Raw genomic sequence first — 17,147 nt, forward strand, 5'->3', positions numbered from 1 at the left:
TGTTAAAGTGCCGTTACTTCCAAAGGCATTAGGCATTGTCAGAAAGTATAAACGACACCCGCTGGCACTGGCGGCAGGTACGGTTTTGCCAACCTTGAGTAATCAGAAGCTGAATAGTTATCTCAAAGAAATAGCCAGACCTGTGCAGTATTACGAAACCGCTTACTTTTCACATCGCAAGGCACACTTTTGCAACAACAGTTACTTTATCAAACGGGGTTCCAATAGAGACGGTGAGCAAGATGCTCGGGCATACGACGCTAACTACTACCCAGATTTACGCGAAAGTGCTTGACGGTAAAATTGGCGCAGATATGCAGAATCTGATGATAAAACTTCAAGCCGAATAACACAGAAAAAACCGGACAAACGATTAATAACACTAGAAAAGCTTAAATTTAAAAACCATGAATAATGATCAAATTATAATCTACAAAGGTGCTGACGGCGATACCATTATAGATGTAAAATTACATAATGAAACACTATGGCTGACCCAAGCTCAGATGGTAAGCTTGTTCCAACGTGACCAATCGGTTATTTCCCGGCACATAAAAAACATTTTCAACGAAAGAGAATTAGATGAAAAAAGCAATATGCAAAATTTGCATATTGCAAATTCCGACAAACCGGTCACTTCATTCAGTCTTGATGTTATAATTTCGATCGGGTACCGGGTAAAATCAACCCAAGGTACCCAATTCCGTATTTGGGCCAATAAAGTACTGAAAGACTACCTGCTAAAGGGCTATGCCATCAATGAAAAAAAATTAAAAGATCAGGCAGAAAAGTTCATTGAATTAAAACAAACAGTCAATCTCTTAAGCAATGTACTTAGAAACAAAGAGCTGACGTCCGAGGAAGCAACGGGATTATTAAATGTCATTACAGACTATAGTTATGCTTTAGATATACTGGACCAGTACGATCATCAGGCGTTAACACTGGAGGGTACTACAGATCAACAGTTATTCATCGCCACGTATGAAGATGCGATGCAAGCCATTAAAGACCTGAAAGACAAATTCGGAGGCAGCGCTTTATTTGGCAATGAAAAAGACGACTCTTTTAAAGGCTCGATTGGCACAATTTATCAATCATTCGGTGGTGTAGAATTTTACCCGACTATTGAAGAAAAGGCCGCTAATCTTCTGTATTTTGTCGTAAAAAATCATTCCTTTTCAGACGGTAACAAACGCATTGCAGCATATTTATTCGTGTGGTTCCTGGAACGAAACCGGGTACTTTACAAATTAGATGGCACAAAGCGCATGGCCGACAATGCATTGGTGGCGCTTACCTTGATGATCGCTGAAAGCAAGCCTGATGAGAAAGATATGATGGTAAAAGTGGTTGTCAATTTGATCAATTCAAAGAACTGAAAAGGCCAGCGCCGGATGTATGGGGTCTGATTTTAAAGAACTAAATTAACCTTCGTGTGATCTAGTGCCTGGAATATTTGGGTAATCATTACAAACCTATTTCCACCCATGCGCGACCCTTGTACTGTAAAGTAGCGCTTAAAGTAAACAAGAACGTCATTTCCCCGCCGACCTTGCCACACCATACCATTGCAATACGTAAACAACAGGAAGCAGCAAGCAGGAAAACAGTCAAGGGCCGGGTTTATGCCTCCAAAGAAATAAAAGCCCGGTTTATTATACCCTTTACGGTTTTCCTGCGGTGCTAATTTTGTGAACGTGGTGCAATGGTACTGCCATACCAAAATCCAGAAGAAGGTGTGCGCGAGGAACGAGCAGCACTCCTGCAACAATCCAGGCAGCGAGGCTGACGGCGCAATGAAACCCAGCGCATAGCGCGAGGTGCAATGCAGCCGCCTGCCGCGGCTGCCCTTCCAACGGGGTGTTTATTTTAGACACTATTTTTAAATTTAAGGCGTGGCAATCAATTTAAATAAAAAACTTCCATCTTCTTCAACAATAGCTGAAACTTCAGGACATCTGCTTGTTGTAGTTTCCTCCAAGCAAAGGTCACTTTTGTAGCGGGCCTCCAAATAAGTGGATCGCAGCAAATTAAAAAACTTCGCCTCCTCCGGTCTTTCCAACTGTTGCTTTGTCTTAGCGGTCTCCTTGCGGTAATTGCGTCGAAGCAATAATCAAAGGTTGGATCAGTCATTCGCGTACTATACCATTTTGATTAGTATTTCACAAAGATTAGCTTGTTTTGTACCTTTACAATTAAGTAATACATTTGATCCATGGCAGAGACCTTACACATTGGAAGAAAAATCAGCAAGATCCGCGAACTGCGTGGCATGAAACAAGATACCTTAGCCTTTGAACTCGGCATTAGTCAGCAGACCATTTCCAAGATCGAGCAAAGCGCTGAAGTGGAAGAAGAAGTTCTGGCAAAAATTGCAACAGTATTAGGCGTCTCTTCCGACGCAATAAAAAGTTTTTCAGAGGAAGCTGTATTTAATTATTTTAATAATTTTCATGATAGTAGTTCTGGCGATTTTCGCCATCATTGTACATTTAATCCTATTGACAAAATAGTTGAATTGTATGATGAAAAGATAACTTTACTGGAACGTCTGTTACTGGCTGAAAAAGAAAAAAACGAACTTCTCAAAGGCAAGTAAGCTATTCAGTTATATACTTGAATAGTTAAATACATATCTCGCGATACAGCTATATATCGATGTAGTGAACTATCCCAGCTATATTACCTGGTATTTGTCCTCGCCATACCCTTTCTCCGTCGGTTCCTTCCAAGAATAGCTTCATCATCAATATCATCACTTATTTCGATGCGGATAGCATCAACGAACCGATGATACTCATCACGAGCGGTACCATTATCCACCATATTAGCATCCTGATCTGTTTCCAGTGGTCTTTCTCTACCTGTATTACCTTCGTTTTTAATTCCGCCAACATTTGCTGATTGCTTACCGTCATTTGGTAAATCTCGTGAAGCTTCAGCAGGAAGTCCCGCACCTCGTTGTCCGCCTCGCTCATATGCTCCCGGTCTTCCGGTGGAAAGTTCTCCGTAAATTGCCCTTGTGCGGCGGTTTGCTTCGCTAATTGCCTTGCCATCTCTGTCTTGCTCATAATTAACTTTTTTAATCAGTTCCGCCCATTTAAACCGGTTACCCAAGGCCTGCCCTTTGATCATAAAATCATCATGGAAATAAGTGATCCCAGTTATCCTCCCAGTCGATGCCTGGTTGAAAAGCAAATAAACCCCGGCCGCTTCAGCGTGCTTTATAAACGTCTGCAATGAAATGCCAGGCTTGCTGATTAATGGCTTTAATATCTCTTGCAACAGCATTTTCTCTGAAGGCACCCCTGTCCTGATGGCCATTTCCAGTTCATCCTTCTTCGGCGCCCTTTGAGCTGCATAGCTACTTTGTTCTACAGCTATAAGGTTATACTGCTCTTCTAGTCTTCGCAAGATCGCTTCACTCTTTTTATAGTTATTACTGTCTGAAACAACCGTCCCGTCAAATGCAATCCGGTTAACCAGCAAATGTACATGCGGATGGTCGGCATCATAATGCCGAAAAACAAAATATTGGTTATCGGTAAACCCTAACCCCTCAAGGTAATCGTGCGAAATATCCACTAGCATATCATTCGTTAGCTTAGCTTCCTCTTCCTTAGAAAAGTTAAGGCTGGTATGATAAACATACCTGCTTAAATTCGGCCTCAATCCTCTCATTAAGTCTACCTCTGATTTTATCCTGTTCAAATCAAGGTTTGTAAAATTCGTATCCAGCAACTCCGCGCGTCCTTTTGTTTCTGGATATTCCATTTTCCGTAAATTGTACTTCAAGGCACCGATAAAGCTTTTACCTATCTTTTGAATCGCTATCATCTTCGAACAACTTATCAATAATTGTTCGCTGCTGCCGGCGAACCTCCAATATCACCCTTAATAAGTCCACGCTGATTTTACCAGCCTTTGCCAGTCTTACTAATTGGTTAAGATTAACACCAATCTTCTTTATTTGCAGGTAGGTCGACATATCAAGCTTCGGCATTTTCGCTTTTGGGAATCTCCCCTTAAAAACTTTGTCCCGTATGATGACGGCTGGTGTCTTCCCGCAAACTTCAGCCGCATCATCCAACTCGCGTTGTTCACCAGGCGTTAACCGGATTGTAAAATTTACAGAACGGAGTTCCGCTTCACTGATTTTAGGCCTTGCCATGTATCTGATAATTTCATAAAAGTGATATATAGCTCTATACCCCGGTTGTTATAATGCAACCTATCTATATAGATAAATAGTTATATAGCCGTTGACATTCCAATAGCAACTAAACTTGCGACAACGACATATAACAAACTACATAGCTATAGCGCATTGTCGCTATTTACTTTTATTTCCCTCCATCATCTTCAGGATATCCTCATACTTGTAATACATGATCCCGCCGATTTTGGTAAAAGTCCGTGTTCCGTTTACCCGCAAGTTTTGCAATGTTCCAGGCGAAATCTTGAGCATGTTTTTAACCTGGTAGCTTTTCAGCCATTTCTTAGGCTCATCCGATGGTTTACCATCAATCCCTTTAAATCATTTAGTAATTTCTCCCTGAATTCATCCAGGTCTTCTTTGGTGACAATTTGTGCTGACATAATTCAATTTTAATTAATGCAGCAAAGGTCGCGGAGCCAATTAAATCCATAAGGTGGTTTTTAGGTTGGCAACCTAAAATAATTTTATTAGCGGCAACTCGGCTTAGGTATAAGCCCAGGTTTAGCGCATGGAATTTCCAGCCGTAGTTATGGGATTGGACGCGGAGCGGCTGGCAGGATTTTATTCAATTTGGCTTTTATGATGTGCTGAACAAAGTGAAGTATATCGGGTCCGGGTATCCCGGCAAGCCGTATTCGCATGGCGAATACATGGCTTGCTTTGCTTTGCTTCGAAGCATATTTGTTTTCCCCGCATTTCTCAGCACTTTTTTGTTGAAACTATTTACCTGCGACGGTCGCCAACAATCCGTCCTTAATAATTGAAAATGGTTGATGCCTGCGCGGTAGTTATGTTTGATATCTACCGTAGAAGGATAACAAGATTTTGCTTCTCAGGCAGGCTTTTATTCAATGCATATAGTTGACGATAGAATCCCTGAATGATTTTGTTCCGATAGAACGTTCCCCTGTGCAGTGAGAAAAACGCATCCAGCTTACTTTCATTGCCGGTATGCAGGTAGTCCTTCAGCAGCAAGCCCAGCTAATCCTCAAATCATTCGTTATTAGGTTTAGCTTAAAGAAAGCTGTGAACTATTAATTTATGATTCGCATACCAACAAAGTTAGCAGTTATGAGCTCGACGAACATCCCAGCAGCTTTTACGAATCAGGTAACGCCGAGCTGTTGTTTTACTCGCATAAAGCCCGTATTTGGCAAGAGTTCCTGAAAATTTGTATATTTATCTTTAATATATCCCCTTACAGTAATGAAAAGAAAATCGTGTAACTTAAATAGAAATAATTTGAGTACCCGTTGGCCTGCCGCTTGTTTTTGCCTTAATCATTACCGCCTTATCGCTGCTTGTTTTTTTATTATCGTTGACTTCTGTGCCCCTTTGGTGCTGGCTGCACAAAACTCTATAACCGTAAAGTCAATCAGCCTCCCCAAGCCGTTTGATCATGCGGAAATAAGGCACATGATGCTTGATAACGATGGCTTCCTTTGGTTTGTAACCAACCAGGGCATATGGCGTTTTGATGGCACCGACGTTCACCCTGTTGATTTCCGCAACCCGGCGCTCCCGCAAAGTTCAGTTCCCGACGCCATATACCGCTATCATAATTTCCTGTTTGTTAGTTTACAGGATGTGTCCACAAATACTTACCGCATATTTTGTTATAACATAGGCAACAAGTATTTGGGGGAGTATAAAATGCCGGGCAGGCCGGTTAATTTTATGACACTGAAAACCGGGGCGCTTCAATTTATGACCAGCGATGGCAGCCGGTGGATATTTACCGATGAGAGCGGTTTGAAACAAACGGATAAATACTTTAGGTACAAGGGCTGGGTTAAAGGCGAAGGAATGGAGTACTATACCATTGATGAAAATGGTAATACCTACTTATTTTCGCATAAAAAGGCAGGGCTGGTAAAAAAAGGCATTGTTATTTGGAGCCTGCCAGCTGCCCCGATGCAAAAATTGGCGTTTGTAAAACGAGCCTGGTGCGATTCGAAATATGTTTATGCCAATTGCGGAAACGGCATGGTAGTTTATGATAAAAACAGCCTGCAAATTGTGTACGAATGTTTTGATGAGCGATACAGCCTTTCCCTGCCCCGCAAAGACGGAGAGCTTCCGGTTTATAAGATTATAAAAGATTTCCGCATACAGGATATGTGCAGGGAACCGGGTAACAACCAAACCCTTGTGGGAACAGATAAGGGCTTGCTGGAAATAGGCCCATCCGGCGATATGCCCGGCGAAAGTGAAAAGCAGCAGGTTATCATTGATTTTTTTAAGAATAAAAGCATAAGGAGCATTTACCGCACGGCAAATAATAAGCTATATGTGGGCACTTACCAGGGGCATTTTGTTTACGATGGTAATACCTTTAAACGGATAAGCAGTAACATTGCGTATACCGTGCAGCCCGTTAATCAAAACAAGCTATTGGTAGGCATGGAAGGCGGTGCCGGATTTTATTTGTTAAACACACAGACAGATGAAGTGCGCATAAACCTAAACCCGCTACGCACCACAGCTACCACTAAAATTATACCTTACAATAACGGCTTTTTGACCGGCTCGTTGGGCTATATTTATTATTTAACTGCCTTAGCAAATGGCGACTATAAGATAAACCCCTGGCTTACGGATGTTAATCTTGGCTTTGTTAAGGATATGAAGTTTATAAACGGCGATTTATGGATAGCATCGGTAGGCGGTTTATTTAAAGCAGGTAAAGACGGCAGCAATAAAAAAATATATCCGGTAGGCCGCACCCTGGGTTGTTACGCCATCCTCCAGGATAGCGACGGTATTTGGGTAGGCACCAATGGCGAGGGTTTAATTAAAATTAACGCTGCCGGCAAATTAACCCGGCAAATAAAGTTTAGCGACGGCCTGGCAGGCGAATACGTTTATTCGCTGCTTCAACTGAATAAACTGGTAATAGCAGGTACCAGCGGCGGTATAAGCATTTTTGATCAGTCATCGGGGATGCTGCCCCTTGCGATCCCCGACTTGCCGCCAACTGATGGTAGTTTATACCAGGAAATTAATCATTCGGCGTTATTTGACGATACCGCCAGGCACAAGATAATTCTTGGTGGCACCCAGGGACTCACTTTTTTAGATAAATACTATTTAAAATCGGCTGCAGGAAAACCTACCGACCGGGTAGAACTATCGTATATTAAAAGTGGATTTAACACCTCGCAGCCACCAGCTACTGACATTTTTGTTTCAAACCGCAATGTTATTGAAATTTTACCAGGCAATACCTTTACCGGGTTAAAGTTTTCGGGGCCATATAATCAGAAATATGTACTCTTCCGTATAAAAGAGCTCAGCTCCGCCTGGCAGCAGCGACAGCTATCCGAAGAAGTATCGCTGTTTGCTATCCCTCCCGGAAAATATACCCTGCAGGTGCGGTTCCCATCTGTGACCGATCAGCGTTTATGGCTTACCAAAACTATTATTGCGGTGCCCCGCTTTTATCAAACATGGTTATTCGATTTCCTGGCGTTGTTGCTGGCCGCTATGTTAATTTACCTTGCCTGGCTGGCAAGGGTACGAAAGATACGGAATGAGCACTTGCTGCGCACCACCATAGCCAGCGATCTGCACGACGAAATAGGTAGCGCATTAACCCGCATATCGTTAAGCAGCGAGTTGATGAACATAAAGCAGCAAATGGATACAAAAGTGGTGGAGCGCATATCAACCGACAGCAAAAGCGCTATTGCATCAATATCAGATATCATATGGTCGGTTGATGCACGGAACGATAACAAGGACGACCTGGTACTGCGGATGAAAGAGCACGCCTACAACATGCTGGATGAGATAGCAATGGTGCACTTTGATGTGTTTGGTCTGGACAACGTAAGCAACCTGCCGCAGCTGTTAAGGCAAAACATTTACCTTATTTTTAAAGAAGCCATTAACAACATCGCAAAGCACAGTACCGGCCCCGAGGTATGGATAACCTTAAATAATCAATCGGCTGGCATGACGATTATGATAAAAAACACCATCGACCCAAAAAAGCCGACAGCAGCTTACGCCGGTCAGGGCCTTAAAAACATGCAGATGCGCGCCAAAAGAATGAAAGCCACCCTTGATATTATTAATGATGGGAAGTGCTTTTTAATTACGATAAAAATGAAAAGATGGTGAGTTAGTTAATTGGTGATTAGAGGCTGGAGATTAGAGATTAGTTAGAGCGACAGGTGCACCGTCTTTCGCACTTCCGGACTTTCGGACTAGAAAGGTCTAATCTCCAGCTTCTAATCACTAAAACCATACCCCAAACATGTTATAGCTAAACAATATTATTATTATCACATTTGAAATATGATTACCGTTGCCATAGTTGAAGATGACGTTTATATACGGAGCAGCGTATTGCAATTTTTGCAGATGCAGCCTGAATTTAGCCAGGTGAACGAATTTGGCAGCGTTGAGGAATTTATGCAGAGCGGCATTGCGCCCGATGTACTTTTGCTAGACATCGAACTGCCGGGAATTACCGGGCTGGAAGGCGCTTTTCATATTAAACAGCAACATCCGCAGGTAAACATCCTGATGCTTACTGTTTACGAGGATAAGGAACGGATATTTAGGGCTTTACAGGCTGGCGCTACCGGGTACCTGCTAAAAAACACCCCTTTGCCAAAAATTAAAGCGGCGGTTCTTGACACGGTAGACGGCGGCGTACCTATGAGCCCGCTGGTGGCCAAAAAAGTGATAGCATATTTTGCAGCAAAGCCTGCAGTTGCCGAAACCAACGCATCGGAACAGCTAACCGGGCGGGAGCACGAAGTGGCTAAATTGCTGATTAACGGCGATACCTACAAACAGGTGGCCTGGCGTTTAAATATATCGCCCGATACCGTGCGGCAGCACATTAAACACATATACCGCAAACTTCAAATTAACAGCCGGGTGCAACTGATAAACGAGTTCAGATAACCACCTACTCTATCTGTCTTAACTTTTCTGTCTTTTCCGACTTCCGACTTTCCGGGCTTTTCCGACTCCCGGTATACCCCAAAGATGTTATAGACACGTACCTCATAACTAGCTATTTTTGAGGATGTAGGGTAATTATGCCGTGTTTACATTAAAATTCATTTTATGCCGCTTCTTTACAAATATTTTGAACGTAAAATAACCAAACCCTCATTGGCACTTAAGCTGATAATTATTTTTATTGCAGGGTTGGCACTAACCTTTAGAACGCAGGCCCAGACTACTCCCGCCGCACCAACAGTTACAGGTAACTTTACTATATGCAGCGGCAGCACGGCAACGCTTACCGCCGGCGGCGCATCGGGCGCCTCATTTGGCTGGTATGATGCCTTAACGGGTGGTACCCTGCTATCAACATCGGCTACCTATACTACACCGGGATTAACGGCCAACAAAAACTATTATGTGCAGCAAACGGTAAGCGGCAGTACAAGCAGCAGGCTGGCAGTAACTGTTGTTGTAGCAGGCCAGCCCTCGTCAACAACGCCCATAAATGTATTGGCTACGCCTGCAACCATTTGCCAGGGTACGTTCAGTACGCTTACCGCAAATGTAGATGCAACCGCCGGGCAATTCCTTTATTGGTATGACGCTGCAACAGGCGGCAATTTGCTGGCGGGCGTTCCCAGCGGCGGTAAATTTGTAGTAACGCCAAATGCAACCACAACTTATTATGCGCAATCGCAAGCAAAAATTGATACAGCTACATTTAATTATACAGGCTCGGTACAAACTTTTACCGTACCGGCAGGGGTCACCAGCCTGCAAATTGATGCAAGAGGCGGCCGAGGTGGGAAGGGTAGCGACCAGGGTGGTGGTGTCCGTGCCGGAGGAGGCAAGGTTCAGGCTACCATGGCCGTTACGCCCGGCCAGGTATTGAGCATTTATGTTGGAGGAGCTGGCAACGATTTTCATTATGGCGCCACTAACAATTTACCTACCCCCGGCGGGTTTAACGGGGGTGGTAGCGCACCTTATGGCTATCAAAGTGGTGCAGGCGGTGGTGGCGGTGCAACGGATATACGTATAAACGGGCTGTCACTTAGCAACCGGGTATTGGTAGCAGGTGGCGGTGGTGGCGGTGCCCAGCCCCAAATATTTGGTACATCCACTTATAACTGGGCAGGAGGAGCCGGCGGAGGGTTAACAGGTAGCGCAGCTCCGCTCAATGCAGCTTACACCAATACTGCGGCGGGCGGAGGTTCTCAATCCGCGGGCGGTGCCGGCGGAAACAACGGTTATGAAACTGCCCAGCCTGGCAGCCTGGGGCAGGGTGGTAATGGATTAAGTTCGGGTGGCAACGGCGGTGGCGGCGGTGGCGGCGGCTTTTATGGCGGTGGCGGTGGCAGCGACGTTGGCGGCGGCGGTGGGGGTAGCAGTTATACCGATCCGGCCTTGTTCCAAAATGTGGTGCATACCCAGGGTTACCAGGGTGGTAATGGGCAATTACTTATTACCTATAATTCATCAGCAAACTGCGCTGTGGTTACCCGGCAACCGCTTACTGTAACCGTTAATACTACGCCAACAGTAAGCGCCGGTGCCAATAAAATAACCTGCGCAGGCACCGCAGTAACCTTAACCGCGACCGGTGCAAATACTTACGTATGGCAACCTGGCAATTTAACCGGCGCATCGGTTACGGTAAGCCCTTTGATTACCACTACTTATACCGTAACTGGTACGCTCACCAATGGTGGCTGCAGTAATATCAGCACCGTGGTGGTTACCGTAACCAACGTTTCGGTATCGGCATCGCAAACGATATGTGCCGGGCAAACGGCAACATTTAGTGCCTCCGGTGCGGACAGCTATACGTGGATGCCGGGCAATTTAACGGGCGCAACTGTTAATGTATCGCCCACAACAACAACTGTATATACCGTTACGGGGCATAATAATTCGGGATGCAGTACTACCGCTCAAACTACGGTAACGGTTAACCCCATTCCTGTTATTACTGCCGGTAACCCCATAACCGTTGCGGCCGGCACCAGTGTAACACTCACGGCCACCGGCAACGCAGATAGTTATCAATGGTCCACTCCATATGCAATAAACAGCCCTTCAATTACTTTTACACCTTCCGCCACTTCAACGTGGACGGTAACCGGCACAATCACAGCAACGGGTTGCACTGCAACATCCAGCGTGCTGGTAACTGTTATACCGTCGCCTTCGGTAACCGGCAGCACCATCGTGTGCCCGGGCAGTTCAACCACGCTTACAGTTACCGGAACGGGGCCATTTACATGGTATGATGCTGCCGCAGGGGGCAATCTTTTGTATACGGGCGCTATATTTACAACGCCAGCAATATTTGTTAATACCACTTATTGGGTATCGGATAACAGCGGTAAAAGAGTACCCCTAAATATAAATGCAACAAATTCGGTCTCTAAAGCTGTAGCAACACCTTCCACAATCTGTACGGGCGCGGGAGGCAGCGTACTATCGGTTACTCAAAACAACCAGGCAGTTAACTGGTATGACGCTGCAATAGGCGGCAACTTGGTTGGTACTACTACAGGAGGTGGCGGCCTTACGGTTAACCCCTATCAAACTACCGTCTATTATGCAAGATTTAACCAACTGGTACAAGCTGACACAGCAGTTTTTAATTACACCGGCAGCGTACAGACTTTTACGGTACCGGCAGGTGTCACCAGCCTGCAAGTTGATGCAAGCGGAGGCCGGGGCGGCAAGGGTAGCGACCAGGGCGGTGGTGTGCGAGCCAGCGGGGGCAGGGTTCAGGCAACCATGGCCGTTACCCCAGGCCAGGTGCTGAGTATCTACGTAGGCGGAGCCGGAAGTGATTTTCAATATGGACACACCGATAACCAGCCCACCCCTGGCGGATTTAACGGGGGCGGTAGCGCACCTTATGGCTATCAAAGTGGTGCAGGCGGTGGTGGCGGTGCAACTGATATACGTATAAACGGGCTGTCACTTAGCAACCGGGTATTGGTAGCAGGTGGCGGTGGTGGCGGTGCCCAGCCCCAAATATTTGGTACATCCACTTATAACTGGGCAGGAGGAGCCGGCGGGGGATTAACAGGTAATAGTGCACCACTAAACACTTCCTACCGCGGCACAGCAGCCGGCGGGGGTTCTCAAACTGCTGGTGGCGTAGGTGGTAACGATGGTTATATTACCGCCCAGCCTGGCAGCCTCGGCCAGGGGGCGCCGGGTTTAAGTTCGGGTGGCAACGGCGGTGGCGGCGGTGGCGGCGGCTTTTATGGCGGTGGCGGTGGCAGTGATGTTGGCGGCGGCGCAGGCGGAAGCAGTTATACCAATCCAATATTTTTTCAAAATGTTGTACACTCACAAGGCTACCAGGGCGGTAATGGTCAATTGACCATTACTTATAATAGCGTAAATTCCTGCACAATTGGTCTTACGCTCGCCGACACGGTAACCGTAAATACAACGGTAACACCCTCAGCTACAATTGCGGCTTCATCCAATTGCCCGGGCTGCACTACACAAAATGTGACCTTTACTGCTACTGTTAATAAGGGTACGGCTACGGCTGTTTATACCTGGTATAAAGACGGTAATGTAGTTGGAACTAATGCCAACACCTACGCGGACAATAGCCTTACCGGAAATGACAATATTTATTGCAGCGTGCAACTTACTGGCACCTGCCTTACTGCTAACAACGTGGTGAGTAACACGATAACTACGGGTCAGCCGCAAATTAATTCATTCAGCCCTGCATCAGGGCCGGTGGGTACGTTAATCACTGTAAATGGAAGTCATCTGGAAACCTTACAATCGCTCTCCATCGGCGGCGTGCCTGCTATTGCCGTTTCCAGTAATGGCTCACAATTGGTAGCATTGGTAATGCCGGGGGCTAGTACGGGTAACATCGTACTAAGCACAATTTTTGGTTCAGCTACCGGTGCCGGCAACTTTACGGTAACACCGGCATTACCGCCGGTTATGCAGCAGGGCGGTAAAATTGTGGCAACTTCGGGAGTTAACGCTTCTTCGCAAGTCGGCCATGCAGTTGCGATCAGTGCCGATGGCAACACAGCGGTGGCAGCCATAAATAATATCCCTGGCGGCGTTATTGTGTTTACTCGCCAAAACGGTGGCTGGACGCAACAGGCCATGCTCTCGGGTACCGGCGGTATCGGAACGGCCTCGCAGGGCTCGGCCGTTGCCATTAGCGCCGATGGAAATACGGTTATCTTCAGCGCGCAAACAGATGCCAGTGGCAAAGGCGCATTCTGGGCATTTACGCGCAGCAACGGGGTTTGGACGCAACAGGGCAAACTAACCGGTTTCGATGCCGCTGCAGGTTCGCCTGGCAGTTATTTCGGCTCGGCGTTAGCACTCAGTGCAGATGGCAATACCGCTTTGATTGGCGGTACTTATGATAATTCATACCACGGCGCAGCCTGGATATTTAAGCGGGATGGCACCGGTGCCTGGGCTCAAAACGGTAACAAGCTTACCGGAACAGGCGCAACAGGCAATTCCTTCTTCGGCAATGCAGTTGCACTTAGCGGCGATGGTAATACGGCACTGGTAGGCGGATATAACGATAACGGCCGAACTGGCGCTGTTTGGGTTTTTGTTAAAAATAATGTAACCTGGGCTCAGCAGGGCAACAAGCTGACAGGTGCCGGCACCACCGGAAACTATGGAGAATTTGGCAACGCGATTGCCCTTAGTGCCGACGGCAATACGGCGCTGATAGGCGGCTATCATGATAATAACTTTGCGGGCGCTGCCTGGATATTTACCCGTAGTAACGGCGCATGGGCGCAACAGGGCAATAAACTTACGCCGACAGGAGCCACCGGAACAAATTTGGTATTTGGGCAATCGGTTGGCCTAAGCGCCGATGGAAATTTGGCGGTAATCGGTGCACCGGATGATAATAATTATAAAGGCGCGACGTGGGTTTTCCGACGCAATAACAGCACCTGGGGTCAATATGGCAGTAAACTTACCGGCGGTGGAGAAGTAGTTAATAATTTCCAGGCCGGTATGGGGCAATCGGTCGCGATAAGCGCTGACGCTTCAACCGCATTTGCCAGTGACCAAACCGATAACGCTAACGCAGGCGCCGCATGGGCTTTCATTCCGCTGCCCCCGGTGCCGCTAACCAGCCTGGCTGTTAGTACAGGAACTTTAAGCCCTGGCTTTTCTCCGGGTGTTAACAATTATACCGTTGCCGTAAATGGCGCTGTTCAAACAATTACGCTAACACCATCAGTGAGCGACGCTACGGCTACTATAACCGTAAACGGGGCAAGTACGCCATCTGGCTCGGCATCGGCTCCCATAACCCTCACTGTTGGGGTTAATAACATTCCCGTTGTGGTAACGGCAAGCGATGGCCTCACTACCGATAGTTATACCGTAGCGGTTACCCGGCTGTCCAATGATGCTACGCTCACTAATCTTACGCCGAGTAATGGTTCGCTCAACCCTGCTTTTGCGCCTGGCGTTAACAGTTATAATGTATCGATAAGTGCCGCGGTGACCTCACTCATGGTAACGCCAACTGCGAATAATGCCAATGCAACAATAACGGTAAATGGAACGACAGTAAGTTCTGGCAATGCTTCTCAAAGCATCCCTATTACTCCAGGCAGTAATACGGTCACCATTGTTGTTACTTCGCAAGACGGCACAACAACAAATACCTATACGGTTAATGTTTCGCAATTATCCAACAATGATAACCTGGCTAGTCTCACGATAAACTATGGCTCAATAAGTCCTTCATTTAGCCCAAATACCATTAATTATACTATGGGCGTAAGCAGCGCTATCACTTCACTAAACGTTACTCCTGTTACCGCCGATCCAAATGCTACAGCCTATGTAAACAACAATTGGACAGCCTCTTATCGTCCCTCGATTAATGTGCCGCTCTCAGTCGGGCTTAACAATATTAACATTATGGTAATTGCGCAGGACGGAACCACTACACAAATTTATACTATAGCGGTTACGGTAACACAGGTATCGCCACCTGCCATCAGCTACGCAGGTCCTCCAACTTACAAGGTTAATAATGCGATAGCGGCGTTGGCGCCCACTAATGCCGGAGGAGCTATAGACGGGACGGCGCTTCCTTTAGTGTCTACCCTCGCGGGCCAATGGTATGGTGCGGTCGATGGAACAGGAAGTGCTGCAAGCTTCGCTAATCCGCCGGGCGTTGGATCCGATAGCCAGGGTAACATTTATGTAGCGGATCAATATAATAACCTGGTCCGTAAGATTACGCCTGCAGGCGTGGTTACTACTTTGGCCGGTAACGGAACGGCAGGCTATGTTGACGGAGTGGGTACTTCTGCAGAATTTCATCAACCAATTGGTGTAGCGGCTGATGGGCAAGGAAACGTTTACGTTGCCGACAACTATAATCCCGTGATCCGCAAAATTACACCAGGCGGCGTAGTAAGCACTTTGGCCGGCAGCGGCACAGCTGGTTATGCCGACGGGAGTGCCACAGCAGCGCAATTTAATTTCCCATACGGCGTGGCGGTCGACCCCCAGGGTAATGTTTTTGTAGCCGATCTCGGCAACAGGCGCGTTCGTAAGATTACCCCGGACGGCACTGTAACTACATTTGCCGGCGGCGGCCCGGGCACTAAAACAAACGGTACTGGCACAGCGGCAAGTTTCGGAACGGTTTATGCTGTAGCTACTGATACCCAGGGCAACGTTTACGTGGCCGATGGCAACAACAACCAGATTCGGAAGATTACGCCGGCCGGCGTAGTAAGCACGCTTGCCGGTAGCGGCACCAGGGGCTACGCCGATGGGGCAAGCACTTCGGCAATGTTCAATTTTCCATCAGGTTTATCAACCGATGCACAGGGCAACGTATACGTGGCAGACCAGGGAAACAACGTTGTGCGTATGATAACCCCTTTCGGGATGGTAAGCACACTTGCCGGAAACGGCACTGTAGGCTCAGGTAATGGTGCGGGTGCAGTATCGAGCTTTAACGGGCCAACGTCTACCGCTACTGACTTTAACGGGAATGTTTATGTTGCGGACCAGGGTAATAACTTGATACGCAAAGTTATAAAAAGCTCATATTCCATTAGCCCGGCATTGCCTGCCGGTTTAAGATTTGATAACACAACAGGCATAATAAGCGGTACGCCAACTGCTGTTAGCCCGGCAACTAACTACACGGTAACGGCATATAACCCAGGCGGTAGCAGCCAGGCAACAATAAACATTACAGTTAATAGCTTGTCAAATAACGCCCTTTTAACCTCACTAAAAACAACCCCGGCATCAACGCTGGCAGCGGTAAGCGGGCCCGACTTTAAAGATTATACGACTACGGTTCCAAATAGTGAAAGCAGCGTTAGTATTACTGCAGGTACACAGGATGCAACGGCAACAATAAAGATAAACGGTGTTACGGTAGCCAGCGGCACACCATCAGCGGCAATACCTTTAAACGTGGGCGACAATGTAGTTAATACGGTTGTAACAGCGCAGGATGGCGTAACCACCAAAACCTATTCGATAAAATTTACGCGTCAGATTTCGGTTAATGCTAACCTGGCCGGCCTGAAATTAAGCAGCGGCACGCTTACACCAGTTTTTGCGGCGGGCACAATCAGCTATACCGCAACGGTAACCAATGCTACCAATTCGATAACAGTAACCCCTGCAACCAGCGATGCAGGTGCTACGGTAAAGGTAAACGGAACAACAGTAGCCTCTGGAACAGCATCAGCAGCATTGCCGCTGGTTATTGGCCCCAATACCGTAACAACGGTAGTAACCGCACCTGATGGGGTAACCACCAAAACCTACACAGTAACGGTAACCCGCCCGGCATCAAACAATGCGTTATTAACCCAGCTAAAGGTAATCCCCGTTACAACGCTGACGATAGTAAGTGGACCCGACTATGTGGATTATACAGCAACGGTACCAAATACCATATCGA

The 17,147-nt window shown here is 46.8% G+C and carries 9 protein-coding genes; 6 read left to right on the plus strand and 3 right to left on the minus strand.

What is annotated here, in order from left to right; translation table 11 throughout:
* Positions 1-173 precede the first annotated feature (173 nt).
* The 3 genes from NAF19_RS26625 to NAF19_RS26635 all read left to right on the plus strand — a co-directional run bounded on the left by NAF19_RS26625 (position 174) and on the right by NAF19_RS26635 (position 2,602).
* On the plus strand, positions 174-350 hold the full coding sequence (locus tag NAF19_RS26625) for a tyrosine-type recombinase/integrase (protein WP_252793421.1): 177 nt from the start codon (positions 174-176) through the stop codon (positions 348-350).
* Positions 351-407: 57 nt separating this feature from the next.
* Positions 408-1,382 (plus strand): virulence RhuM family protein/type II toxin-antitoxin system death-on-curing family toxin, encoded by a 975-nt coding sequence (locus tag NAF19_RS26630; RefSeq protein ID WP_252793412.1) that lies wholly within the window; start codon positions 408-410, stop codon positions 1,380-1,382.
* Positions 1,383-2,218: 836 nt separating this feature from the next.
* The gene (locus tag NAF19_RS26635) at positions 2,219-2,602 is read left to right on the plus strand and encodes a helix-turn-helix domain-containing protein (protein WP_252793413.1); all 384 of its coding nucleotides are present in this window, start codon (positions 2,219-2,221) and stop codon (positions 2,600-2,602) included.
* Positions 2,603-2,685: 83 nt separating this feature from the next.
* Here NAF19_RS26635 and NAF19_RS26640 read toward each other — a convergent pair whose 3' ends face one another.
* The 3 genes from NAF19_RS26640 to NAF19_RS30875 form a co-directional block, all read right to left on the minus strand.
* Positions 2,686-3,840, minus strand: coding sequence for a relaxase/mobilization nuclease domain-containing protein (locus NAF19_RS26640; protein WP_252793414.1), 1,155 nt, complete (start codon positions 3,838-3,840; stop codon positions 2,686-2,688).
* Complete coding sequence (locus tag NAF19_RS26645) at positions 3,815-4,174, minus strand: plasmid mobilization protein (RefSeq protein WP_252793415.1); 360 nt, start codon at positions 4,172-4,174, stop codon at positions 3,815-3,817. Before NAF19_RS26645 ends, NAF19_RS26640 begins: the two co-directional genes overlap by 26 nt.
* Positions 4,175-4,336: 162 nt before the next feature.
* Positions 4,337-4,471, minus strand: coding sequence for a helix-turn-helix domain-containing protein (locus NAF19_RS30875; RefSeq protein WP_370362918.1), 135 nt, complete (start codon positions 4,469-4,471; stop codon positions 4,337-4,339).
* Positions 4,472-5,464: 993 nt separating this feature from the next.
* On the opposite strand from NAF19_RS30875, the gene NAF19_RS26655 reads away from it, so the two are divergent.
* The 3 genes from NAF19_RS26655 to NAF19_RS26665 all read left to right on the plus strand — a co-directional run.
* Complete coding sequence (locus NAF19_RS26655; RefSeq protein WP_252793416.1) at positions 5,465-8,347, plus strand: sensor histidine kinase; 2,883 nt, start codon at positions 5,465-5,467, stop codon at positions 8,345-8,347.
* Positions 8,348-8,524: 177 nt separating this feature from the next.
* On the plus strand, positions 8,525-9,142 hold the full coding sequence (locus tag NAF19_RS26660; protein ID WP_252793417.1) for a response regulator: 618 nt from the start codon (positions 8,525-8,527) through the stop codon (positions 9,140-9,142).
* Between the two features lie 165 nt (positions 9,143-9,307).
* Positions 9,308-17,147: cadherin-like beta sandwich domain-containing protein (locus tag NAF19_RS26665; protein WP_252793418.1), on the plus strand; the 7,840-nt coding region annotated here is incomplete at its 3' end.

Source organism: Mucilaginibacter flavidus, assembly GCF_024055575.1.
In the GTDB taxonomy this organism is placed as follows: domain Bacteria; phylum Bacteroidota; class Bacteroidia; order Sphingobacteriales; family Sphingobacteriaceae; genus Mucilaginibacter; species Mucilaginibacter flavidus.